This window comes from Pseudomonas sp. NPDC088429 (assembly GCF_044753305.1).
Classification (GTDB): domain Bacteria; phylum Pseudomonadota; class Gammaproteobacteria; order Pseudomonadales; family Pseudomonadaceae; genus Aquipseudomonas; species Aquipseudomonas rustica.
The window spans coordinates 137,032-158,516 of sequence record NZ_JBIVMX010000001.1 but is presented as its reverse complement, the minus strand read 5'-3'; the positions used below and the strand labels follow the sequence as shown (position 1 = coordinate 158,516).

The following is a 21,485-nucleotide window of genomic DNA, read 5'->3' as shown; positions in this document are numbered from 1 at the left end:
GGCTGACGAGGTGAAGTCTAGGGAGCGCAGCCCCGCGGAAAAACCGGCCAAAGGGCCGAACACTGCGGACAGGAAAGGCGCTAATGGCGGCACGCCTGTTCGATTGCGGAACGATTGATCCACAGTGATCGGAGCTGCGCACTGTTTTTCCGCAGTGATCAGATACCTAGCATGGCGCCACTCATTACTGTGGAGCTTTGCCATGAACGATCTGTCTGCATCACCGGCCCCCGCTGCGCTCGCGCCAGCAGAGCCGTCCTCCTGGCGCGACTGGCTGTCGGTGTACGCGGTGGCCCTGGGCGCTTTTGCCTTTGTCACCACCGAATACCTGCCGGTCGGCGTCTTGCCGCAAATTGCCAATAGCCTGGGCATCACCGATGGTGTGGCTGGGTTGATGGTGACCGTGCCGGGCATGGTAGCGGCCGTGTCGGCGCCGGCGATCATGCTGGGCGCTGGGCGCATGAATCGGCGACACCTGTTGCTGCTGTTGACCCTGTTGCTGGTGGCGTCCAACGTCGTTTCGGCGGTGGCACCGTCATTGCCGATCATGTTGTTGGGGCGCGGCTTGTTGGGGGTGGCGCTGGGTGGTTTCTGGGCGGTGGCGATTGCGGCTGCCGGGCGGTTGGTCAGCGAGTCAAAAGCGGCGAAAGCGACGGCACTGATCTTTGCCGGGATTACCTTGGCGACGGTGTTCGGCGTGCCGTTTGGTACGTTTGTCAGCACGCTGTTTTCGTGGCGGATGTCGTTTGCCGTGACCGCAGGGCTCGCGTTGCTGGCGCTGATTGCGCAAGCGTTGACCTTGCCGTCATTGCCTTCCAGTGAAGGCTTGAAGTGGCGCGCGCTCGTGGCATTTGTGTCACGCAGCAATGCCCGCCGCAGCATGCTGTTGCTCGGTACGGTGGTGGCGGCGCATTTCACGGCGTACACCTACATTGCGCCGTTCCTTGGGCATGACGCGGGTTTCTCGCCGAGTGCGATCACTTCGATTCTGTTGGGCTTTGGCCTGGTCGGCATGTTGGCGAACTTCGCCATGGCCGGTAGCATCACCACGCACTTGCGTGCGTCGCTGGGCGCCGTGGTGCTGCTGATGGTGATCGCGCAATTGGCCTTGCCCGGGTTGCAGGGTTGGGGCGTGACGTTGGCGGTGCTGGTGTGGGGTGTTGCCTACGGCGCAATTCCGCTGGGCGTGAGCAGTTGGATGCAACTGACGTCGCCGCAATTGCCGGAAGCCAGTTCCGCCATGTTGGTGACCACGTTTCAGGTGGCGATTGCTTCGGGTTCGCTGTTTGGCGGCTTGATGGTTGATCACGCGGGCGTGTCTTCAGCGTTGTGGCTGGGCGCCGCCATTGGTGTGCTCGGTTTGGCGGTGATGCTCAGTTTCGGTCTCGGCAAAGCGCCGATTGCCGAGGCACTGCAACGCTGATTCAAACCTTCAAGATGTTGTCTTTGAAAAAATCGATCAACACTCGCAACCTTGGTGCGGTCTGCTTCGACGCAGGCCAGAGCATCCACAGGTTGCCAGTGTGGTCGGTGTAGTCCGCCAACACCACTTTCAGCCTGCCATCGGCCAACGGCTGACGGATTGAAAAATCCGGTAGGCAGGCAATCCCCACCCCATCGATCGCCAGGTACGTCAGCGGGTCCATCGTGGTGCAGGTCAATGCTCGCGTCAGGTTCGGCTCGATGTGCGTATCGTCGACGCGCAGCGGCCAACGCTCGATCATCCCGGTGGCCGGAAACTTGTGCAGCAGGCACACGTGGCGGATCAAATCGTCCGGGTGTGTCGGATCGCCATGGCGCTCCAGATACGCTGGCGATGCCACCAATTGCAATTGATAACCCCCCAGCTTGCGCGCCATCAGCCGCGAATCCTGCGGCGCGCCCGTGCGGATCACCGCGTCGAACCCTTCCTCGATCACGTCCACCATGCGGTCGGACATGTCCACGTCCAGCTCGATGTCCGGGTAGGCACGCATGAACCCGGCCAGTACCGGCATGATCAACACGTTCTGGATCGGCACGCTGATGCGTACCTTGCCGCGCGGGGTGGCGGACAGTTCCAGCAATTCCATTTCTGCCGCTTCCACTTCGCTGAGGATGCGTTTGCAGCGGTCCAGGAACAGCTCGCCTTCGGTGGTCAGGGTGACACTGCGGGTGCTGCGATGGAACAGCCGCACCCCCAGGCGTTCTTCCATGCGCGCCACGCTCTTGCCGACGGCGGAGGAGGAGATCTCCAGCAAGCGACCGGCTTCGGTAAAGCTGCGGGTTTCGGCGACTTGAATGAAGGCCGTGATGCCGCTGAGGCTGTCCATCATTTGAGGTGTGCTCGGTGCTGGGAAAGGGTTCAGGCAGAGTAGAGGCGGGCGGGGAAATTGGAAAGGGAAGTAATAGGGAGCGAGGCGTTGGCGTTGGCCGCGTTTTTAATACGACCTCTCGAATGCTGAACTAAGATCAACAGCCAGTACCGTAGGTCGCTAGTGGGAGTTGCCGGTTGGCTTAGTCCCTTTGCAGTGCTCCTCTACCAACGAAAAGGAATGGGAATGAAACTCTCCACGCTAGCTTCTCGCGCCGCCTTTGCAGTAACGCTGGCTATCGGCGCAGGACTTTTCGCAGTCGAGCCGGTTCAGGCCGCAGCGCCTATGCAACACAAGCAAGTCCCGGGCTTCTATCGCATGATGATGGGCGATTTCGAGGTCACCGCACTCTTCGATGGCGGCATCAGTATTGATTCATCGCTACTCAGCGGCGACCCGGCTCTCATCCAGTCGCTGCTGCTGCGATCGTTTTTCGATGATCCGCAAAAGGTGTCCGGTTCGGTAACGGGCTATCTCATTAATACGGGTTCAAAACTCATCCTCATCGACACGGGCACCGGAGGCCATTGGGGAGGGCCGTCACTTGGCAAGCTCACTGACAACCTGAAGGCTGCTGGCTACAAACCCGCACAAATCGACCTGGTGTTGCTGACCCATATGCACGCCGACCACATTGGCGGAATCTACGACGCCAAAGGCCAGCGCGTGTTCTCGAAGGCACAGATTTCCATGATGAAGACCGAGAGTGACTTCTGGCTGTCGAAGGACATTGCGGAAAAAGCGCCGGAGGGCGCAAAAATATTCTTCCAGATTGCCCAGGCTGCTGCTGCGCCTTATCTGGCGGCTGGGAAATGGAAGCCATTGCAGGGCATGGATGAAATCGTGTCGGGCATTACTCCCGTTGCCATCCCGGGGCATACGCCTGGGCATGTGGGCTACAGGGTTTCGTCCAAGGGCCAATCGCTGCTGATCTGGGGCGACGTTGCCCACGTCGTCTCTGTGCAAATGCCACATCCCGAAGTGGGTATCGCGTTCGACGCTGACGGACCGACCGCAATCAAGACCCGCGAAGACCTTTTCGTGAAGTTGGCAGAGGGCAAAACCCTGGTCGGTGGTGCTCATATGCCGTTCCCTGGCTTTGGGCGCCTGCGCAAGGAAGACACAGGCTATTCATGGGTGCCGGTAACCTTCATGAACCTGAACTGATGGCCCAATCGACAAGGGATAAAGCCACCTGCAGATGATCATTCAAACCAAGAGTGACCACTGTGCAGAAAGTTGCCTTAATGCTGGCTGCACTCTCTGCAGAGTATGCCAATGCTGCAACCAGTGAGATGTCCCGAAACGTCGGTATTTCGACCCATCTGCTTCTTAGCTCGCGCCTAGCATAGACCCTGAATTCACAGCACGGGCAACCCGCCCGTCTACCCGAAATCAGGAGAAGGCATGAGCACTATCGAACACGTCATTCTTGTACACGGTGCCTGGGCCGACAGCACCAGCTGGAACAAATCGCGCGCCTTGATCGAAGCCGCCGGCCTGAGTACGACCACGGTCAACCTGCCGCTGACGTCGCTGGCAGCAGATGCGGACGTCGTGTCCCAGGCCATCGCCGCCGCTCCAGGACCGGTGTTGCTGGTGGGCCATTCCTATGGCGGTGCGGTCATCAGCGAGGCAGGTGTTCACGCCAAGGTGGCGGGCCTCGTCTATATCAACGCCTTTACCCCTGACATTGGCGAATCAGCTTTGGGGCTGACCGCATTGGCCGAGCCATCGCTGATGAGTGCCGAGATCCGCATTGATCAGGCGGGCTTGTCGAGCCTCACTTACGAGGGTGTCCATGAAGGCTTTGCTCAGGATGTGAGTGCGCAGGAAAAGCGTCAGCTGTTTGAAAACCAGCGTCCGACCGCTGTAGCGGCACTCACCGCACCACTCACTCAAGCCGCCTGGCAGGACAAGCCCAGTTGGTATCTGGTGGCGACCCTTGATAACGCCATAGCACCGGCACTTCAAGAGCTGATGGTGAAGAAGATTGGCGCCGTCAGCGACCATGTCGATGCGGGCCATTGCTCAATGATTTCCAAACCTGCAGCTGTCGCCGACCTGGTCATTCGCGCCGCCAAGTAACCGATATTTTCCCTCCATTGTTCACGCTTTGCATTTCTGTAATCTCAGAGGACTCACCCATGAAACTCACTCAAAACACCATCTTCATTACCGGCGGCGGCTCTGGCATCGGCCGTGGGCTGGCCGAAGCACTGCACAAACTGGGAAACCAGGTAATTATCTCAGGTCGGCGCAAGGGCCATCTGGAAGCCGTCGTTGCGGCCAACCCGGGCATGCACGCGGTCGAATTGGATATCACCGATCCAGCCAGTATTACCGCGGTCGCGAAACAGTTGATCAACGAATTCCCGCAGCTCAATGTGCTGATCAATAACGCCGGGATCATGTTGCCGGACACCGCGGCCGGCCAAGTGGATGACGAATTGCTGGCGTCGACCATTACCACCAATCTGATGGGCCCCATCCGCATGACTTCGGCGCTGATCGAGCACCTCAAGAAGGCCGATGACGCCTATGTGGCGTACACCTCTTCAGTACTCGGTTTCGTGCCCATGGCGCTGACGGCGGTGTACAGCGCCACCAAGGCCGCGCTGCACTCTTATGCACTGTCTCAGCGCTTCATGCTGCGCGATACCTCGGTCAAGGTGCTGGAAATCGCGCCGCCATGGGTACGTACTGAGCTGATGGATAGCTCCGAAGCGGAATTGGCGATGCCATTGGATGAGTTTATTGCCGAGACGATAGCGGTGCTGGGCACGGACGCGGTTGAAATTCTGGTCGAGCGGGCCAAGCCATTGCGCGCTAATGCAGGGGCGGATGAACACGCCTTTGTCACTGAGTTCAATGCTCAGCTATTGGCACTCTACGCCCAGTGAGCACCCTACGGCGCTTGCATGAGTGCGGGCGCCGTTATCCGGACATCGACAGTTCGATCTCCATGATCGCCAGCATTACAGCCAAAAAGTCCGAAGTGATGGGAAACGCGGCCCATTTATTCACTCCGGGAAATCACCTTTACTGATGCCAAGCGCCCCAACCCCGAAAGCCCACATGGCTATCGACCCGGGCGGATATCCAATGGCTCTACACATACACTTCAATCGAGGCAACCATGTCCAAACTTCATTCCCCAGTTAAAGTCGGGCGGTTCACCTTCGCCCACCGCATTGTATTGGCGCCTCTGACCCGGATGCGTGCCGAAGATGGCGCTCGCCCTGGCGCCCTGATGGCCGAGTACTACGCTCAGCGCACTTCCGAAGGCGGATTCCTGATCGGTGAAGCAACAATTGCCGCACCAAACGGCAACGGCTATCTCGGCGCACCAGGCCTGTTCGACGACAGCCAGATCGTCGGCTGGAAACACGTCACTGACGCCGTGCACGCTAAAGGCGGCAAAATCTTTCTGCAGCTTTATCATGCGGGTCGCCAATCCAATGTCGACGTGCAGCCTGCAAACAGCATCCCCGTCGGCCCATCGGAAGTCCCGCACGGCGGCGTTGCTTACACCACCGAAGGTTGGGTACCCAATACCCCGAACCGCGCCCTGACCATCGAAGACATCGCAGGCCTGGTGGAAAGCTTCCGCACTGCTGCCGAACGTGGCGTGAAAGCCGGTTTTGACGGCGTGGAACTGCATGGTGCCAACGGTTATTTGATCGACCAGTTCCTGCAGGACAACAGCAACAAGCGCACCGACATTTACGGAGGCTCGTTCGAAAACCGCGCACGCTTTCTGCTGGAAGTGACCAACGCGCTGATTTCGGTGTGGGGCAGTGATCGAGTGGCGGTTCGTGTCGGCCCGAGCGGCACCTGGGGTGACATGGGCGACAGCGATCCAGAAGGCCTGTTCACCTACGTCGCGCAACAACTGGCGCCGCTGAACCTGGCTTACCTGCACCTGATCGAGCCGCGCATCCTGGGCAACATCGAGGACGAGAATGCCGACCCGGCGCCGGTCGCTGCCCAGCTGATGCGCAAACACTACAAAGGCGTGATCATTGCTGCCGGTGGCTTTGACGGCGAATCCGCCGAGGCCATCCTTCAGGCTGGCGACGCCGATCTGGTGGCCTTCGGTCGCCACTTCATCGCCAACCCGGATTTGCCGGAGCGCCTGCGCCACAATCTGCCACTGAACGCTTATGACCGTCCGACCTTCTTTGGCGGTACCGAAGTGGGTTACACCGACTACGCGTTCTATAAAGAAGAAGCGACTGCGTAACGTCTTTCGCCGAGCTCGATTTGCTTTAGCGCAGAGACCAAACGAAGCCCCCTCGCGGGGGCTTTTTTATGTGTACACGCGATCTACAGGGCGCCATCACTTTTTCACAGCTGGAATACCATGAACTCAACCCAATTCATCAAAAGCAACCGGCCGCTGTATTGGCTGGCCTTAGGCACGTTTGCCGTCGGTACCGAAAGCTTCATGATCGCGGGCTTGCTTCCCGGAATGGCGAAGGATCTTGGCGTTAGCGTTGCCACGGCGGGTCAGTTGGTCACGGTATTTGCTCTGGCCTATGCACTGAGCTCTCCAGTGCTGGCTGCGCTGACCGGGAACCTGAACCGGCGCAGGCTGCTGATTGGTGCCATGGCGATATTTGCGCTGGCCAATCTGCTGGCCTTCACGGCCAGTGGTTATTGGTCGTTGATGGCCGCGAGAGTGGTGCTGGCACTCGCGGCGGCAGTGTATGTACCCGGTGCGAACGCACTGGCCAGCGTGGTCGTGCCTCCCGAACAGCGTGGCCGCGCCATCGCTATCGTCAACGGTGGCCTGTCGCTTGCCATTGCCCTGGGAGTTCCGGCGGGCACGGTACTGGGGGCGGCAATGGGTTGGCGCGCCACGTTCGGCAGCGTCGCGATCATTGCCGCGTTGGCTGTTGCCGGTTTGCTGATAGGCCTTCCACGCGAGATAGGAACCGGACTCGCTACTGCCAGCCTGCGCCAGCGAATTTCCACTGCGGCTCAGCCTGCGGTATTGCATACGTTGCTGATCACTACGTTGTGGGCGATGGCGAGCTACACCACTTACACCTATCTCGCTCCGCTTTTGGAGGCCACCACCCTTATAAATGGCCCGGCAATAGGTTTCGTGCTATTTGGCTGGGGTGTTTCAGCCGCAATCGGCCTGGCCATCAGCGGCCGGGCGGTAGACCGAAGAGGTCCGCGCGCAGTGATCCTGCCAGCGTTGGCGACATCCACTACCGCGTTCGTCGTCCTGTCGCTGGCGCCGCACTTTATCGGCAAACAGTTTGTCATTGTGCCGATAGTCCTCGCCATCGCTGCCTGGGGCGTGGCGCACTGGGCTTTTTATCCTGCACAGCAAACCACGCTGGTCGGCGTGGCCGGCGTTGCGAGCGCGCCAGTGGTGTTGTCGCTCAACGCCTCCTTCATGTACCTCGGTTTCTCACTGGGTGCGGGTCTCGGCTCTCTGACATTGCACTACAGCTCATTGGCCAACCTTGGCTTTGTCAGTGCCCTCTGCGCAGCAACGGCCTTGGCCTTGGCCTACACATCCGGCCGCCGACCTGCACCGCAACTTCAACCTTCAAATTAAATAATCTATACGCTCTAAAAGTAGCGTTCCAAGAATGAATAACGGCGGCCAATGGCCGCCGTTATTCTGCTGCGAAAAAATAGAAGCTTATACCTCAGCGTTGGAACCGAAGGTCCGGCGCAACGATTGCGGGGATTGACCATACACGCGCAGGAAGGCCCGGCGCATGCGTTCACGGTCGCCAAAGCCGGTCTCCGAGGCCACCGCCTCAAGCGTTAGTCGCCCCTGTTCGATCATCAATCGGGCGGCCTCCAGACGTAGATTCTCAATGGCCTTGGCGGGTGAGCTTCCGGTCTGCTCGCGAAAGCTTCGACTGAACTGCCGAGGGCTCAGGCACGCTGCATCCGCCAGGTCTTCTACGGAAAGGTCGCGGCGCAGGTTTTTTCGAGCGAAGTCCAGCGATTGCTGAATGCGGTCGGAGCTCGGACTCAGTTCCAGCATCGCCGAATGCTGGGACTGCCCACCCGCGCGGCGATGGTAAAGCACCAGCCGCTGCGAGACGGTCCGGGCCAGCGCGGCACCGTAATCCTTCTCGACCATACCGATGGTTAAATCGAGCGCAGCGGTCATGCCTGCCGAGGTCCAGATCTTGCCATCGATGATGAAGATGCGATCTTCTTCTACCTTAATTGCGGGGAATCTATCGCGCATTTCCTTGGCGCGAGCCCAGTGCACTGTGGCTCGACGGCCATCGAGCAATCCGGACTCGGCAAGCGCGAAAGCACCGACGCACAAAGCGCCTACCCGCCGTGAATGTGCATTGGCTTCAACCAGAAAGGAGTGAATACCGTCCGACGCCGAACTGCGATCCATTGCACCACTGATCAAGACGGTATCGAAATCAGTCTTGTTGAACTGCTGAGTATCAACCGACGTGAACAGGGAGCTGGCGACCAAGCCTCCATGCTCGGATAGCACACTGATGTCGTAGAGTTTTTCACCCGCGGCCAGGTTGGCAAACTCGAAAGCTGAAAGCGCAGCAAGGCTCATCACTTGAAAATCGGGCCGTACGATTAACGCCACACTTTGCATAAAAACTCCCGTTCGCCCAGTTGAACACTGGCTTGACGCATGAATGTCTGGTGACAGGCGAAACGTAAGCATGCGCGAAAATCGCGGGACTGCAAGCAGAAACGCGATTTCGAGGGGGTTAGCGTTTTGGGCCGGATAAATTCAGTAAGACCGATACTGAGCTACGAGAAACTTCGGAATGCCAACATTTCCGGCCATAAACTTGACCAGACCAAGGCCGAAAATGATGGTTTTACGGCCTTTACCGACATACGGGCGTTCACTACTCTGGCCCTATTACATGCACCGCCTTTGGAGCAAACCGCATGACTCATAAAGGCACGGCCGTTATAACGGGCGCTGGTACAGCAATAGGCATAGCTTTCGCCCACCGACTGACTCAACGGGGCTACGACTTGATTTTAATCGCGGTGGATCGGCCGCAATTAATGACGCTTGCTGCAGCGCTCACTGACTCCAGCGGACGATCGGTGGAAGTGCTGAATGCTGATTTGGCAGTGTCCGCCGAAGTTGTCCGCATCGAGACCTTGTTAAGCCAGGACGCCAGTATCACATTGCTCATCAACCATCACGACATCGCTGAGGAAAATGAGATAGGGGCCACAATCGCCTTGGGGATCACTGCTCCCGTACGCTTGTTCTACGCATTGGCAAATGGTTTCGTAAAGAGGGGCGCCGGAACGGTTATCAATCTGGTGCCCGTGTTCGAGGCGAGTTCCGGTGCTGCCATTGAGTCGGCGAACAGCGCTTTTTTACTCTCGCTATCCCACGCGCTGCGGCAGCATTTCAATAAAGTCGCAGTACGCGTTCAAGCAATTTTGTATGCAGGTTCACAGCAAACCCAATATCAAGGCGCAGTGGCCATTGTGGATGCCGCGCTAGAGGATTTTGATTCTGGAGAAGCCATCTCGCTACCCAAGTTTGCCGATCGGGTGATATGGAATAAATTCGAGGTTGCCCGACTGGAATTGCTCAGTCGGGTAGCAGGGGGTCCCAATATCGTCTCACCTGCACGTCTGCTCCATTGACCTAGGGTGGGTAGCGAATGCATGTCTCCCCGCTAAGTGATTACAGGTATCCTCGTCCAAACAGAGCGGATATCCGACCATCTTAGTTCAGGACCTCTGGGCACGACATAGGTCATCCTGTTAACCAAGCTGTTGGACGCGGCGCACCTATCCTGGTTTGCTAATGATGAAGATCCCCGGGTCGCTTCTGCCGGGTAGACTGCTCATGACGGTGAGCCACTTTCCGCAAACGGCCGCTATGGGGCGATTTCGGCTTGTGACGACAGGCAGCTATTGGCCGAAAGCAGCCAGTCGCTGACAGCCAAATTTGGCTGCCAGCTTTTCTTCCTGCCAAAGCGAACCTCGTTCTCAAGGTTGTTGCAGCCCCGACGAGAGTTGCAATGGGTTCGCCTGCTGAACGCTACAAACGCGCCTGCTTACATGGTTCTGCCGATGGCTTGCTCGTAGTAGGAAAGGAAATGCTGCCACTGCGACTCATCCCAGAAAGAATGCCGTCTGAGTTGAGGAATATCGTGACGCGCTGCGCCCATGGCCGTGGCGCGACCGCGAGATTTTTCCAGGTCGAGCAACGCCAGTTCGAAGTCGAAGTCTGCGTCGGTAATCGATGCCTTGATAAAGATGTGCTTGGAACGCATGCAACCGTGCTGCCATTTGCCTGAGTGCATCCGCGCCAGCATTTGCGCTAAACGTTCAAAAAGTCGCTGATGCTGCTCTGTCGTCAACATGCTTGCAGCGCCTTGGCTATACCAGGTATCCAGATCGATGAAGCCACCGAGGTCTTCGGTAACTAAAACACCTTGCCAAGTGCCTTGGACTTTTCTCGCACCGTAAAACACCGGCCGTGGCGCGTTCACGCCCAGTTCCTCGAGCCTGGAAAGGGCAATACCTTCGCGCAGAGCGGTGGGCCGTCCAGTGGGGTAGCGGAGACTGCGAAACAGGTGACCGGTCTGACGCTTCACGAAGAACGTCCTGTTATCGTGAACGATCAGTTGGACGCCGCTGGTGCCGCTCCGGCGCACATTCGGTGGTTCAACCCACGACCCCGACGTACCCCACCAGAATTCAAACTCATCGCGTACCCGGCCCATTGTGTGCTCCATTTATTGTAGAAATCTGTTTGCTTGCGACGGTTGCATTATGGTCGCAATAGCACCTCAGTCTATTGGTGGACGTCAATAGTTCCCCGTCATTCGCAGATGTTAGTGCTTGGTTTTGGCTTTTACGCAACTACGTGGCGAATATGGGCAATGGGGGGATACTCACAAGTCTCAAGACATCACGGAAGGAGTTGCTTGAATGGAGTGCCTGATTCGAATCGCAATGAAAGCGGACGCTGCCGCCATCAGCCAAGTCATCATTGGTACCCTTCGCGAGTCCAATGCTCAGGACTATTCAGCCGAAATCATCAACCAAGTGGAGCGAAGCTTTTCTCCACAAGCAATCCTCTGTTTGATGACGCAGCGTCAGGTGTTCGTCGCCCTACTTGAAAATCGTATTGTTGCAACGGCCAGTCTTGATCAGGACGTTGTTCGAAGTGTGTTTGTCGAGCCGGCTTATCAAGGGAAGGGCATCGGGAGACAGCTGATGAAAAGCATTCAATCAAGCGCCATTGCTGAAGGGCGCAACCTGCTGCGTGTCCCTTCTTCGATCACGGCTGAGGGCTTTTATGCTTCGCTAGGCTTTATAAAAATCCGAGACGCATTTCACGAGTCCGAGCGCACGATCATCATGTCGAAGACGTTGGATGTGTAGCTTGACTGTATGAACTCAAATGACGATCGGTATCACGGCTAAAAAGGCTTGAAGTGGCGACGGCAAGTCGCCACTGAACGAGTTACTCAGTCCGTAACTTCAACCCTGTCCAACGCCCGATTCACCGCCAATTCTCCAAGCATCACCACCTGCGCAATGCCCAGCAACGTCCTGCGAATCGGGCCATCTACCAACCCCGCGACATCGCCCAGCATGATGGGAGCCGAGGCCAGTGATTCGGATGCGTTAACCAGTAATGACTCGGTGTCCGTTTCCGGATTTACCAGAAACATCGTGCTCGCCTGATACGGCGCAGCCATGATCGCCGCAGTCGGGTTGAGGTAATGATCGAGCGCGCGCTCAGCTGCGTCGTGCATTTTTCTGGACGCGAGCGATTCGTACGGAGAGGTCGGATCAGTGTCTGGAGGGTTCGGCGTTATCTTGAACATGTTCTTCATTTTCCATTTGTGTGGCCGCCACTCCGAGCTACTAAACAGGGGGTGGCAGCTGTGCGCAGGTTAGTAGACCGGGGAAAAGAAGAAAGCCGGCGCGCCCGAAGGCGCCCTACACACAGCCGCCATCAAGTGCAGGTACGCGAATACCTTTCTGACGACGTTTGTGCACTTTCATTTACCACGGGCTACTAAACCCGATCACTGGGAATCAGTGACGCGAATTAAGTTAACGGTGGCCCGCCAAGCGCACAAGCCGGCGGATTCTGGCGTAGTCGTAGGCAAAGGCGCAAGGTGTTGTAGCCTTTCGGGCGTAACGCCAAGTGTCCTTAAACACAACGCGAAAAACGTTAAACACACTCCTACTCAGCCGCACCCACAACACCGTCAAAGCGTCGTAATCTGCCCATTCCGATCCAGCTCATACACTTTGTTCCCCTGCAATTTCTCCTTCAGCCAACGCTCCGCTTTGCCCAGCGGACGTTGCCGCGACCAGAGCAAATCCACGCCAATCTGCCAGTCCGTATGCGGATACGCTGTGAGCTGCAACTCGACCAATTCACCTTTGGCCAGTTCACGTTGAATCAGCTGCCGGGGCAGGGTGGCCCAGCCGAGTCCGGCGCGCACCATTTCCAGGAGTGCCAGATAACTTTCCGCTTGCCACAACTGCGTCGAGCGCAGGTATTCGCTGCTCGGCAGTTTGCTTGCGTGGGCGCTGAAGGCGAGGCGGCGGTGGACGTGCAGGTCGTCGAAGGTGACGTTGTCGAGTTGCGCCAGCGGGTGATCCGGGTGGCAGACGTGCAGCATGATCAGTTTGCCCAGTTGCTGGAACGCCAGTTCCTCAGGGTAGCCCGGTTGGGAGAAGGCAACGCCGAGCACGGCTTGGCCGCTGCTGACCAGTTCGCTGACGTCGCCGTGCACCGGGTGGCGGATGATCAGGTCGACGAAGGGGAACGCCTGCTCGAAGGCTTTGAGCACCGGCATGATCGGGCCGTACGGCGTTTCGATTGCCAGCGTCAGGCTGGGTTCGACGTTGTCCGAGAGGCAGTCGGCGTGGGCTTCGAAGGTCATGCAACGTTCGAGCACGGCTTCGGCCTGGATCAGCAGTTTGTGGCCGCTGGCGGTGAGGGTGGGGCTGCGGTTGCTGCGGTCGAACAGGTCGACGCCAAGATCGGTTTCGAGGTTGGCAATCGCTGCGCTGATGGTCGATTGGGTCTTGCCGAGTTTGCGCCCGGCGGCGGAGAACGAACCGCTTTTGACCACTTGGACGAACATCAACAGTTGATCGATTGAGAAGCGCAAGCAGTGAACTCCCGGGTCGAAGAATAGGGGTGAACCTGCGTCATCAATAACCGATTTCGCCGCGTTCGCGCCATCGAAAAAAGCGATGGTTGCTAATTTGTTTCATCGCTATAAACGTTCAACTATGGCCCCGCGTCAAACGATCTCCGGGGCGGATCTACCCTTCAAACGCCCCTGAGAATACCCGCGATCTCAACAGATGCCGCACCTTCAGGAGCGTGTGAAATGACCACACAACGCATTCATCCGGTGGACGAGGTTTTGCCGCTGCGACAGTTGTTCACGTTTGGCTTGCAGCATGTTTTGGTGATGTACGCGGGGGCGGTGGCGGTGCCGCTGATTCTCGGCAGTGCGATGGGGCTGACCTCGGCGCAGGTCGTGTTGCTGATCAACGCCAACCTGCTGACCTCCGGTGTGGCAACGTTGATTCAGACTTTGGGCTTCTGGAAATTCGGCGCGCGTTTGCCGCTGATTCAGGGCTGCTCGTTTATTGCGCTGGCGCCGATGATCATGATCGGCAAGGAGTTCGGGCTCAGCCAGATTTTCGGTGCGGTGATCGCGGCGGGGTTTATTACCATCGCGCTGGCGCCGGTGTTCAGCCGATTACTGCGCTTCTTTCCGCCGGTGGTGATTGGCAGTTTGATCACCATTATCGGTATCTCGCTGATGCCGGCGGCGGCGATCTGGTTGGGTGGTGGCAATCCTGATTCAGCGGATTTCGGTAACCCCGCCAATCTGTTGCTGGGCCTGGCCACGGTCAGCGTGACGCTGGTGATCTACGCCAAATTCAAGGGATTCCTCGGCAACCTCAGCGTGCTGATCGGCTTGTTTGTCGGCAGCCTGATCGCGGCGGCGTGCGGCATGACCCACTTCAGTAAGGTGAGCGAAGCGGCGTGGTTTGAGCTGAGTGCGCCGATGGCATTTGGTGCGCCGGAATTCTCGCCGGTGCCGATTCTGATCATGACTCTGGCGATGCTGGTGATCATGGCCGAGACCACCGGCAACTGCCTGGCGATCGGCAAATTGACCGGCAAACCAACCACACAGCAGACCCTCGGCAACGCGTTCCGCGCCGATGGTTTGTCGACCATGCTCGGCGGCTTGTTCAACAGTTTTCCGTACAACGCCTTCACGCAAAACACCGGTTTGATTGCGCTTTCCAACGTGAAGAGCCGCTTCGTCGTCGCGGCGGCCGGGGCAATCATGGTGCTGATGGGCTTGTTCCCGAAGCTCGGCGCGTTGATCGCGGCGGTGCCGACGCCGGTGCTCGGTGGCTGCGCGATCGTGATGTTCGGCATGACCACGGTGGCGGGTATTCAGGAGCTGTCGCGGGTGCAATTCGAGGGCACTCGCAACGGCATCATCGTCGCCGTGTCAGTGAGTGTCGGCGTGCTGCCGATGTCTTTTCCGGCGCTGTTCGAACACGTCGGCCCAACGCTGAAACTGGTGCTTGACAGCGGCATCTTCCTCGGTGCGATCACCGCCATCGTGCTCAATATTCTGCTCAACAATGAAAAAAAATCGACCGAAACCATCGGCGCTGCATCGGCTGAATTGGCCGACTGACTTTTGTTTTCCACTGCCCAGGAGTTACCCATGAATCAATTCACTCAGCTCATTCCAGCAGGCGTCAGCGATCTCGATCTGGCGTTGCTGCGCCAGACCATCGCCTTGTCCGAGGCCTCGAAACAGCGTGGCCGCCACCCGTTTGCTGCGTTGGTCGCCGACCGCAACGGCAAAGTGATCGTCGAAGCGGGGAACAACTCGATGCCGCCGGAAGGCGATCCGACTCAGCATGCAGAACTGGTTGCGGCGGCTGCGGCGGCCAAATTGCTGACGCCGCAAGAGCTGGAACTGTGCACGCTGTACACCAGCGCCGAACCTTGCTGCATGTGCGCTGGCGCGGTGTATTGGACGGGCATCGGCCGGGTGGTTTATGCGTTGTCGGAGCACGCGTTATTGGGACTGACGGGTGACCATCCGGAGAACCCGACGTTCTCGCTGCCGTGCCGCGAAGTGTTTGCCAAGGGGCAGCGCAAGGTCAGTGTGTTCGGGCCGATGTTGGAGGGGGAGGCGGCCGAGCCACATAAAGGGTTCTGGTCTTAACGTTTGAACACTGCATTCCCGATGGGAATGCAGTGCATGAAATCATTGAATTTCTCTTGTCACCCTGGCCGGCGTAATTTGCTGAAAAAGGACATGGAGACCTGCCAGTGAAATCATCCTCAGCTGAAAAATTCGACAACTCCCGCGCCAACGAATACGCCCAACAAAGCCGCATCGCACTGGCCGGTTATGACGCCTGTCATGATCTGGCGGCGTGCATGCTGGCTGCGAGTCTCGGGCAGTCACGGCCGGCGAAAATTCTGGTGGTCGGCGCTGGCGGTACGGCGCAGGAAATCATCGCGATGGCGGCACTGGAGCCGGACTGGAGTTTCACTGCAGTCGATCCTTCCGAGCCGATGCTGGACGCGGCGGTGCAACAGTTGCAGGCCAATGATTTGCTGCACAGAACGGAGGTGCATCTCGGTGAGATCAATGACTTGCCGGCGGATCAAACCTTCGATGCCGCGACTCTGATCGGCGTGCTTCATCACCTCAATGGCGACGAACCCAAACGCGAGATTCTGCAATCCATCCAAGCGCGGCTGAAACCCGGCGCACCGCTGATTGTGGCCGGCAATCATTACGCTTAGGCCAGCCAACCGTTATTGCTAGAGGCATGGGGCCAGCGCTGGCGGCAGCAGGGCGCGAGTGCCGATGAGGTGCAAGCAAAACTCGGGAAAATTCTGCAGGGGGCCGATCCGCCGCATTCCGAGGTAGCGGTTCAGACATTGCTGCATGAGGCAGGATTTGGTGAAGCAACGCGGTTTTTCAGCAGTCTTTTCTGGGGTGCCTGGCTGACGTGTAAGACGGTTTGAGTGCAGTTTTTTGCGTGGTGCAGCGGCTGATCTATAGTCACTGCACCGGCCACCGGACTCGGCCAGGACGACCCGCAGGAGCGCGAGAATTGATCACTCGACTGCAAGCCCTCAAGTTGATGCAACTGGTCATCGCCTTGCCGGCCTATACCGTGCCCACCTGCACGACGATCGCCGCAACACTGTTTTTCGTCTTCGCCGTGCCGTTCAGCTTTGTCACTTCGCTGCCGCCGAGCGCTTTTCTACAGACACTGCCGTGGGTGACGGTGTTGCTGTTTATGCAATGGGCCTGCTGGAGCATTTTTGCTGACGTGCTGGAAGACATTCCGAGCGTGCGGCATTTGACGTTATTGGTGTTTGGGCTGTTGCTGACGCTGTTCTTCGGCGCGTTCGCCTGGTGGTTGTTTGACGATCACATTCTTGGACTGATGTGCGGCTCGCAAGGGATGGCGGCGAGTGTGCTGTTGGTGATCAATCTGCTGCGTAAACGGTTTCAGGCGGATCAGCCCTGAATCCCTGGCATCACGATATTCGCTTCAATCTTCTTGCCCATGCTGATGCGCGGTTCGATCGAATAACCCAACGCTTCATAAAAAGCCGCCACGCTCGCATTGGCGCTTATGATCTGCAGATTGATCTTCATGCAGCCGCGCGCAATCAGCGCGTCCTCGGCGTGACGAACCAGTTTGGCTCCCAAGCCTTCTCGACGATGTGCGGGAAGCACCGCCACCGAGTACAACCAACCGCGGTGGCCATCGTACCCGCCCATAACCGTGCCGATGACTTCTTCATCTCGTAGAGCCACGAAAAACAGCTCATCGGCGACGGCGAGTTTTTTGTCGATGGCGAGGCTGGGAGTGTTATGGGCGGTTTCGTAACCGAAGACGGTTTCCCATAACGCTATTACCGCGTGTCGGTGGTGGTTGTTTGAATAGTTGGCAATGACGTCCATGGCGGGGCTCTTGAGTTGAATAAGCTGACGCTAGCGCTCTGTGGTTTGTGTGTCCAGGGGGCTTCAGATTGGATGGATGACAAAATTATCTGCAAAAAGCCGCATACATCATTGATGTCCACCTACGCTAAGACCGTTCAGGCCATTGCGATCATCGTGCAGCAGCGATCAACGGCTTGCGATTGCAACCCATTGGTACAGGCGGAACCTGACCTGAGCGGTTTATTTCCTGGAAACCCCGGAAATCAACGATCAAGTCACGTAGAGCCGCTTGAAATCCGGCGCAGTGAGATGACCCCAGACCAGATTTACTCGCATATCCGTATCGTCCTCAGCATCATCCTGGGGCTGGGTATAACGACGTTACTCAAGGGGATCGCTTCGATCATCGAACACCCGCGCCAATTTGGATGGTCGTGGATACACATGAGCTGGGTGGTCTGGGCGCTCATTTCAATCATGACGTTCTGGTGGTGGGAGTTTCGTCTAACGCAGGTGCCGGTGTGGACGTTCGAGTCCTACTTTTTCATTGTTTGCTATTGCGCCCTTTATTTCATGGTGTCGACGATGCTGTTTCCGTCAGACGTGAGAGAGTTCGGCAGCTACGAAAACTACCTGCTCGAGCGACGTGCCTGGTTCTTCGGGCTCATCGCGCTCATCACGGCCATGGATCTCATCGACACCTCCCTCAAAGGCAACGCCCGCTGGCATACGCTCGGAGCGGCGTATACCGCCCACACCGTCATCATGCTCGGCATCGTGTTGATTGGCATCACACAGAAACGGCGGCGAGTGCAGCTGACACTTGCGCTGTTTACCCTGATCTATCAGGTCGGCTACTTTGTCGTGGAGTACTTCACTCTTTTAGCGGATTGAGTGTTAAGAACAGCCGTAGTTGCTCAATGGGATTCTTCCCTGACCGAGCCGATTGGAGTGATGTTTCTGGCCGAATTGCTAGCGGCGACAATGCCCCAAAACATCCGCCACCATTTCATCCGCACCACGCGCCCCATCAACCCGTAAAACCGGAATCGTTTGCCCGCTTAACCACGCCTCATGCCACGCTCGATTACGCCCTGAAAAATTCGGATCGTCATACTGCGAAGCCCATTCTCGGAAAGCCACATGTATCTCATGCATGTCGCCCCCTGGGGCGATCCGGTCGCCAAATCGCTCCCTTTCACGCGCGGCCAGACGCTCAAGGCGAACAGGCGTCGGTGTCACAACGAAGACGATCAAATCAGCGTGGGTGATCAGCGCATCGCCCCAGCCCATACAAGAGCCGGTCAGCACCCAGTTGTCGGCGCCCAGTTCCTGCTGCATCAACGAAACGCGTTCTTCAGGCGGCCGCTTTGTTGTGAATGGCGGGTTGGTGGGCGCCCAGTAAAAATCATCGACATCGACATGTTTTAAATCGAGCGAGGGCGCGAGGTTGGCACCCAAGGTCGACACGCCTGCGCACGAAGCACCTGTAATGTAGATCCGCAATTTTTCCTCCGTGAATACTGTTCGATAGTCCCTCTTAACCAGCCATGCGGCGACTGACGGCGAGCAGGATATCAGGGTAGGGCGGCTTAAATCCTCGATGAATTTGGAAAGTAGCTAAGCAAGTTAGCTATAGGTTAATGTCCCCGACTCGTCACGATCAGCCCTGAATTCCGGACAGGATTACGCATGAGCGCACCCTCAACGCCAGTCGAAGATCCACGCAGCCTACAAATTGCCAGCGATGTCGTCGGCCAGCAGCTACAACAAATCGCCATTCTGACGCGCAACGATGTGCGCGGCGCCGGTCGTACGGTGGTTCAGCGCATGGGAATTGAGGCGCTGATCCGGGCGAACTGAGTCGTCACGACGATCTTGCCCAAGCGTTCGCGGCCTACGAAAAACTGATGCGCCCCTACGTCAATCAGGCGCAAAGCGTGCCCAAGTTCGCGCCCCGACTGGCCTCGCCACATTCGCGGCTTGGCATCGCCCTCGGTCACGCGGTATTAAGGCTGGCCACCGCACCGGGTTTCAAGACGGTATTTGGCAAAATTCTTTCACCGAAAGCAGACGCGATCGAGCTGCCGCGTTATGAAGGTCAACAAGGCGCGTAACGTCTACTTCGATATAGATTCAATGGATGGTGTACGAGCATATGGACATGAAATCAGTCTTCATCGCTGCGCTTGGCGTTTTATCGCTGGCTCAAACATCGCCGTCTCTGGCGGACGACAGCAACGGAAAAAACCTCTTCGTGCAGCGCTGTGCAATGTGTCACGGCGCTGATATCAAAGGTACAGGGCCGCTGGCGCATAAAAGCAATCCGCCGACGCCGGATCTGACAACAGCCGCTTTCAAGCAACGGCTGAGCGATTACCCGGGCGTCATTGTGTCGTCAATCATCCTGCGTCCCAACGGAGATTTGATCCCAAGAACGTTGCGCGAGAACGGCGTGAAGGTGCCGCCGCACGCCTGGACTGTTGAGGATTTTCGCGATTTGAATCAGTACATGAAAAGTGTCATTTCAAAGCGCTGATGATTGCAGGTCGAGGACTGCCGCACACATCTCAAACATTGCGTAACCACCTCGGCAGACTTGCGCTATCTTTCCTGCGACTCACCTGCAAAGGGTGATTCCCACAAGTAAGGATGCTTTATGACTCAACTGCCGCAACGCCTCAATCTGTTCGCGCTGAGCTTGATGGGTGCGCTGGCCACCACCTGTGTTCTGGCCCCGCAAAGTTTCGCGAGCGAAGGCTCCGTCAGCGGCCCGGTCGCCAACACCAAGGTCACCGAGCCATACGTGCGCATGATGGCCCGTGAGGCGTATTTCTGGGGTTGGCCCATGGCCAATATTTTCAACCGTCGCCAAGCGTTCAAGGATCTGCCTGAACCTGGCTTGATGGGCGGAATTGTTCCGGTCGCGCCGATCAATCGACTGTCGATGCTCAGCGATTACATCGATCCCGCCGAGCGCCTGGTGGCGTGTCCGAATCAGGACGTGGTCTACGGCGCGGGCAGCATCGCGCTGGATCTGGAACCGGTGGTGTTGCAGGTGCCGGATTTCGGCAGCCGTTTCTGGGTGTACCAAGTGGTGGATTTGCGTTCTGACAGCTTTGCCGAGCTCGGCAAAATGTATGACACCAAACCCGGTTTCTACCTGCTGGTGGGCCCTGACTGGAAGGGCGAAGTCCCGGCCGGGATCACCAAGGTCTTCCGCTCGCGCACCAACACCGGATTCGTGATTCCCCGGGTGTTCCAGGACGATAGCGCTGTCGATCGCGCGGCCATTCAGCCATCGTTGTCGGGCGTCGACATGTACCCGCTGTCGCAATTCGACGGTAAGGTCAAACACCGCGATTGGGCAAAACTGCCGAAATTCCCGGCGCAGGCCGCCGGCAGTGGCGAAACCAAATGGGTGATGCCAGAGAAGTTCTTCGACGAGTTGCCCGCGCTGCTCAAGGACGCCAAACCGTTGCCGGGCGAAGAAGCTCGCTACGCACAAATGGCCTCACTGGCCGCCATTGCCAAGGCCGATCCTCAGCTCAAAGCCGCGATGATCGATGAAGCAAAAAAAGCCGACAGCGAAGTGATCGACCCGCTGTTGCAGTTCCGTAACTACGGCCTGCAATTGCCGGATCACTGGAGCACCATCAGCAACGGCGCGGCGTTCGGCACCGACTATTTCAGCCGTACCGCCGTCGCGCGCTCGAACATCTTCGTCAACCAGCAGAAAGAAACCAAGTACTTCTATCAGGATCTGGACAAGACCGGCACGCGCCTCAACGGGCAAAACAGCTACACCGTGACCTTCGCCAAAGGGCAATTGCCACCGGTCAAAGGCTTCTGGTCGCTGACCCTGTACAACGAACAGCACTTCTTCTCGCCGAACGACCTCAAGCGCTATTCCATCGGCACCAAAAACAAATCCCTGCAAGCCAATGCTGACGGCTCGCTAACGATTTACGTGCAGAGCGACTCGCCGGGCAAGGACAAGGAAACCAACTGGCTGCCGACGCCCAAAGGTGCGGATTTCTCGCTCTACATTCGCGCGTACTGGCCTGAGCCGGCTGCGCTGAACGGCCAATGGGTGCCGCCCGCTGTTGTCAAAGCCAATTGATCGCAAGGA

23 protein-coding genes and 1 pseudogene are annotated in these 21,485 nt (G+C 57.7%); 17 read left to right on the top strand and 7 right to left on the bottom strand.

What is annotated here, in order from left to right; translation table 11 throughout:
- Nucleotides 1-202 precede the first annotated feature (202 nt).
- On the top strand, nt 203-1,423 hold the full coding sequence (locus tag ACIP66_RS00860) for an MFS transporter (protein WP_400644453.1): 1,221 nt from the start codon (nt 203-205) through the stop codon (nt 1,421-1,423).
- A gap of 1 nt (nt 1,424) precedes the next feature.
- On the opposite strand, the gene ACIP66_RS00855 is transcribed toward ACIP66_RS00860, so the two are convergent.
- A complete protein-coding gene (locus tag ACIP66_RS00855; RefSeq protein ID WP_064118371.1) occupies nt 1,425-2,312 on the bottom strand; it encodes a LysR family transcriptional regulator in 888 nt (295 codons plus the stop codon).
- A gap of 228 nt (nt 2,313-2,540) precedes the next feature.
- On the opposite strand from ACIP66_RS00855, the gene ACIP66_RS00850 reads away from it, so the two are divergent.
- The 5 genes from ACIP66_RS00850 (at nt 2,541) to ACIP66_RS00830 (ending at nt 7,932) form a co-directional block, all read left to right on the top strand.
- On the top strand, nt 2,541-3,521 hold the full coding sequence (locus ACIP66_RS00850) for an MBL fold metallo-hydrolase (RefSeq protein WP_212545924.1): 981 nt from the start codon (nt 2,541-2,543) through the stop codon (nt 3,519-3,521).
- Between the two features lie 240 nt (nt 3,522-3,761).
- Entirely contained in the window at nt 3,762-4,442 is a 681-nt protein-coding gene (locus ACIP66_RS00845; RefSeq protein ID WP_400644450.1) for an alpha/beta hydrolase, read from the top strand.
- A gap of 59 nt (nt 4,443-4,501) precedes the next feature.
- Nucleotides 4,502-5,257 carry an SDR family oxidoreductase gene (locus tag ACIP66_RS00840; protein WP_062378588.1) on the top strand — a complete coding sequence of 252 codons (756 nt, stop codon included), beginning with the start codon at nt 4,502-4,504 and terminating at the stop codon, nt 5,255-5,257.
- A 236-nt stretch (nt 5,258-5,493) separates the two neighbouring features.
- Nucleotides 5,494-6,600, top strand: a complete 1,107-nt coding sequence (locus tag ACIP66_RS00835; RefSeq protein ID WP_400644447.1) for an alkene reductase — start codon at nt 5,494-5,496, stop codon at nt 6,598-6,600.
- Nucleotides 6,601-6,720: 120 nt separating this feature from the next.
- A complete protein-coding gene (locus tag ACIP66_RS00830; RefSeq protein ID WP_064118085.1) occupies nt 6,721-7,932 on the top strand; it encodes an MFS transporter in 1,212 nt (403 codons plus the stop codon).
- 87 nt (nt 7,933-8,019) lie between these two features.
- Here the strand turns inward: ACIP66_RS00830 and ACIP66_RS00825 are convergent, their stop codons facing one another.
- On the bottom strand, nt 8,020-8,964 hold the full coding sequence (locus ACIP66_RS00825; RefSeq protein ID WP_064118086.1) for a GlxA family transcriptional regulator: 945 nt from the start codon (nt 8,962-8,964) through the stop codon (nt 8,020-8,022).
- Between the two features lie 305 nt (nt 8,965-9,269).
- On the opposite strand from ACIP66_RS00825, the gene ACIP66_RS00820 reads away from it, so the two are divergent.
- Nucleotides 9,270-9,992: an SDR family NAD(P)-dependent oxidoreductase gene (locus tag ACIP66_RS00820; RefSeq protein WP_400644443.1), complete on the top strand. Its 723-nt coding sequence runs from the start codon at nt 9,270-9,272 to the stop codon at nt 9,990-9,992.
- A 416-nt stretch (nt 9,993-10,408) separates the two neighbouring features.
- Here the strand turns inward: ACIP66_RS00820 and ACIP66_RS00815 are convergent, their stop codons facing one another.
- Nucleotides 10,409-11,080 carry a lipopolysaccharide kinase InaA family protein gene (locus ACIP66_RS00815; RefSeq protein WP_159811439.1) on the bottom strand — a complete coding sequence of 224 codons (672 nt, stop codon included), beginning with the start codon at nt 11,078-11,080 and terminating at the stop codon, nt 10,409-10,411.
- 208 nt (nt 11,081-11,288) lie between these two features.
- On the opposite strand from ACIP66_RS00815, the gene ACIP66_RS00810 reads away from it, so the two are divergent.
- Nucleotides 11,289-11,744, top strand: a complete 456-nt coding sequence (locus ACIP66_RS00810; protein WP_159811438.1) for a GNAT family N-acetyltransferase — start codon at nt 11,289-11,291, stop codon at nt 11,742-11,744.
- Between the two features lie 86 nt (nt 11,745-11,830).
- Here the strand turns inward: ACIP66_RS00810 and ACIP66_RS00805 are convergent, their stop codons facing one another.
- Both ACIP66_RS00805 and ACIP66_RS00800 read right to left on the bottom strand, forming a co-directional pair.
- The gene (locus tag ACIP66_RS00805; protein ID WP_400644440.1) at nt 11,831-12,193 is read right to left on the bottom strand and encodes a DUF6124 family protein; all 363 of its coding nucleotides are present in this window, start codon (nt 12,191-12,193) and stop codon (nt 11,831-11,833) included.
- A gap of 390 nt (nt 12,194-12,583) precedes the next feature.
- The gene (locus tag ACIP66_RS00800; RefSeq protein ID WP_400644438.1) at nt 12,584-13,498 is read right to left on the bottom strand and encodes a LysR family transcriptional regulator; all 915 of its coding nucleotides are present in this window, start codon (nt 13,496-13,498) and stop codon (nt 12,584-12,586) included.
- Nucleotides 13,499-13,723: 225 nt separating this feature from the next.
- Between ACIP66_RS00800 and ACIP66_RS00795 the strand changes: the two genes are divergently transcribed.
- The 4 genes and pseudogenes from ACIP66_RS00795 (at nt 13,724) to ACIP66_RS00780 (ending at nt 16,931) form a co-directional block, all read left to right on the top strand.
- Nucleotides 13,724-15,064, top strand: coding sequence for a nucleobase:cation symporter-2 family protein (locus tag ACIP66_RS00795; protein ID WP_159811435.1), 1,341 nt, complete (start codon nt 13,724-13,726; stop codon nt 15,062-15,064).
- A gap of 30 nt (nt 15,065-15,094) precedes the next feature.
- Nucleotides 15,095-15,604, top strand: coding sequence for a nucleoside deaminase (locus tag ACIP66_RS00790; RefSeq protein ID WP_282353458.1), 510 nt, complete (start codon nt 15,095-15,097; stop codon nt 15,602-15,604).
- Nucleotides 15,605-15,711: 107 nt separating this feature from the next.
- Nucleotides 15,712-16,419 (top strand): annotated as a pseudogene (locus ACIP66_RS00785) (class I SAM-dependent methyltransferase).
- An 89-nt stretch (nt 16,420-16,508) separates the two neighbouring features.
- Nucleotides 16,509-16,931 (top strand): hypothetical protein, encoded by a 423-nt coding sequence (locus ACIP66_RS00780; protein ID WP_400644434.1) that lies wholly within the window; start codon nt 16,509-16,511, stop codon nt 16,929-16,931.
- Here ACIP66_RS00780 and ACIP66_RS00775 read toward each other — a convergent pair.
- On the bottom strand, nt 16,922-17,371 hold the full coding sequence (locus ACIP66_RS00775; RefSeq protein WP_400644432.1) for a GNAT family acetyltransferase: 450 nt from the start codon (nt 17,369-17,371) through the stop codon (nt 16,922-16,924). The genes ACIP66_RS00780 and ACIP66_RS00775 overlap by 10 nt on opposite strands.
- Nucleotides 17,372-17,443: 72 nt before the next feature.
- Between ACIP66_RS00775 and ACIP66_RS00770 the strand changes: the two genes are divergently transcribed.
- Entirely contained in the window at nt 17,444-18,247 is an 804-nt protein-coding gene (locus ACIP66_RS00770; protein WP_400644430.1) for a hypothetical protein, read from the top strand.
- A 78-nt stretch (nt 18,248-18,325) separates the two neighbouring features.
- Here ACIP66_RS00770 and ACIP66_RS00765 read toward each other — a convergent pair whose 3' ends face one another.
- Nucleotides 18,326-18,859: an adenylate kinase gene (locus tag ACIP66_RS00765; RefSeq protein ID WP_400644428.1), complete on the bottom strand. Its 534-nt coding sequence runs from the start codon at nt 18,857-18,859 to the stop codon at nt 18,326-18,328.
- Between the two features lie 186 nt (nt 18,860-19,045).
- Between ACIP66_RS00765 and ACIP66_RS00760 the strand changes: the two genes are divergently transcribed.
- The 4 genes from ACIP66_RS00760 to ACIP66_RS00745 all read left to right on the top strand — a co-directional run bounded on the left by ACIP66_RS00760 (nt 19,046) and on the right by ACIP66_RS00745 (nt 21,476).
- A complete protein-coding gene (locus ACIP66_RS00760; protein ID WP_246542006.1) occupies nt 19,046-19,216 on the top strand; it encodes a hypothetical protein in 171 nt (56 codons plus the stop codon).
- Between the two features lie 47 nt (nt 19,217-19,263).
- Complete coding sequence (locus ACIP66_RS00755; RefSeq protein WP_400644426.1) at nt 19,264-19,470, top strand: hypothetical protein; 207 nt, start codon at nt 19,264-19,266, stop codon at nt 19,468-19,470.
- Between the two features lie 47 nt (nt 19,471-19,517).
- Nucleotides 19,518-19,892 carry a cytochrome c gene (locus tag ACIP66_RS00750; protein WP_400644424.1) on the top strand — a complete coding sequence of 125 codons (375 nt, stop codon included), beginning with the start codon at nt 19,518-19,520 and terminating at the stop codon, nt 19,890-19,892.
- 165 nt (nt 19,893-20,057) lie between these two features.
- A complete protein-coding gene (locus ACIP66_RS00745; RefSeq protein ID WP_400644696.1) occupies nt 20,058-21,476 on the top strand; it encodes a DUF1254 domain-containing protein in 1,419 nt (472 codons plus the stop codon).
- The last annotated feature ends 9 nt before the right edge of the window (nt 21,477-21,485 follow it).

What these genes read in the sequence shown, in the direction of transcription:
- ACIP66_RS00850 (WP_212545924.1), top strand. Translation starts at nt 2,541, where the DNA reads ATGAAACTCTCCACGCTAGCTTCTCGCGCCGCCTTTGCAGTAACGCTG.
- ACIP66_RS00835 (WP_400644447.1), top strand. Translation starts at nt 5,494, where the DNA reads ATGTCCAAACTTCATTCCCCAGTTAAAGTCGGGCGGTTCACCTTCGCC.
- ACIP66_RS00860 (WP_400644453.1), top strand. Translation starts at nt 203, where the DNA reads ATGAACGATCTGTCTGCATCACCGGCCCCCGCTGCGCTCGCGCCAGCA.
- ACIP66_RS00755 (WP_400644426.1), top strand. Translation starts at nt 19,264, where the DNA reads ATGCGCCCCTACGTCAATCAGGCGCAAAGCGTGCCCAAGTTCGCGCCC.
- ACIP66_RS00840 (WP_062378588.1), top strand. Translation starts at nt 4,502, where the DNA reads ATGAAACTCACTCAAAACACCATCTTCATTACCGGCGGCGGCTCTGGC.
- ACIP66_RS00830 (WP_064118085.1), top strand. Translation starts at nt 6,721, where the DNA reads ATGAACTCAACCCAATTCATCAAAAGCAACCGGCCGCTGTATTGGCTG.
- ACIP66_RS00815 (WP_159811439.1), bottom strand. Translation starts at nt 11,080, where the DNA reads ATGGGCCGGGTACGCGATGAGTTTGAATTCTGGTGGGGTACGTCGGGG.
- ACIP66_RS00825 (WP_064118086.1), bottom strand. Translation starts at nt 8,964, where the DNA reads ATGCAAAGTGTGGCGTTAATCGTACGGCCCGATTTTCAAGTGATGAGC.
- ACIP66_RS00855 (WP_064118371.1), bottom strand. Translation starts at nt 2,312, where the DNA reads ATGGACAGCCTCAGCGGCATCACGGCCTTCATTCAAGTCGCCGAAACC.
- ACIP66_RS00820 (WP_400644443.1), top strand. Translation starts at nt 9,270, where the DNA reads ATGACTCATAAAGGCACGGCCGTTATAACGGGCGCTGGTACAGCAATA.
- ACIP66_RS00810 (WP_159811438.1), top strand. Translation starts at nt 11,289, where the DNA reads ATGGAGTGCCTGATTCGAATCGCAATGAAAGCGGACGCTGCCGCCATC.
- ACIP66_RS00770 (WP_400644430.1), top strand. Translation starts at nt 17,444, where the DNA reads ATGGATGACAAAATTATCTGCAAAAAGCCGCATACATCATTGATGTCC.
- ACIP66_RS00760 (WP_246542006.1), top strand. Translation starts at nt 19,046, where the DNA reads ATGAGCGCACCCTCAACGCCAGTCGAAGATCCACGCAGCCTACAAATT.
- ACIP66_RS00775 (WP_400644432.1), bottom strand. Translation starts at nt 17,371, where the DNA reads ATGGACGTCATTGCCAACTATTCAAACAACCACCACCGACACGCGGTA.
- ACIP66_RS00845 (WP_400644450.1), top strand. Translation starts at nt 3,762, where the DNA reads ATGAGCACTATCGAACACGTCATTCTTGTACACGGTGCCTGGGCCGAC.
- ACIP66_RS00790 (WP_282353458.1), top strand. Translation starts at nt 15,095, where the DNA reads ATGAATCAATTCACTCAGCTCATTCCAGCAGGCGTCAGCGATCTCGAT.
- ACIP66_RS00805 (WP_400644440.1), bottom strand. Translation starts at nt 12,193, where the DNA reads ATGTTCAAGATAACGCCGAACCCTCCAGACACTGATCCGACCTCTCCG.
- ACIP66_RS00795 (WP_159811435.1), top strand. Translation starts at nt 13,724, where the DNA reads ATGACCACACAACGCATTCATCCGGTGGACGAGGTTTTGCCGCTGCGA.
- ACIP66_RS00750 (WP_400644424.1), top strand. Translation starts at nt 19,518, where the DNA reads ATGAAATCAGTCTTCATCGCTGCGCTTGGCGTTTTATCGCTGGCTCAA.
- ACIP66_RS00745 (WP_400644696.1), top strand. Translation starts at nt 20,058, where the DNA reads ATGGGTGCGCTGGCCACCACCTGTGTTCTGGCCCCGCAAAGTTTCGCG.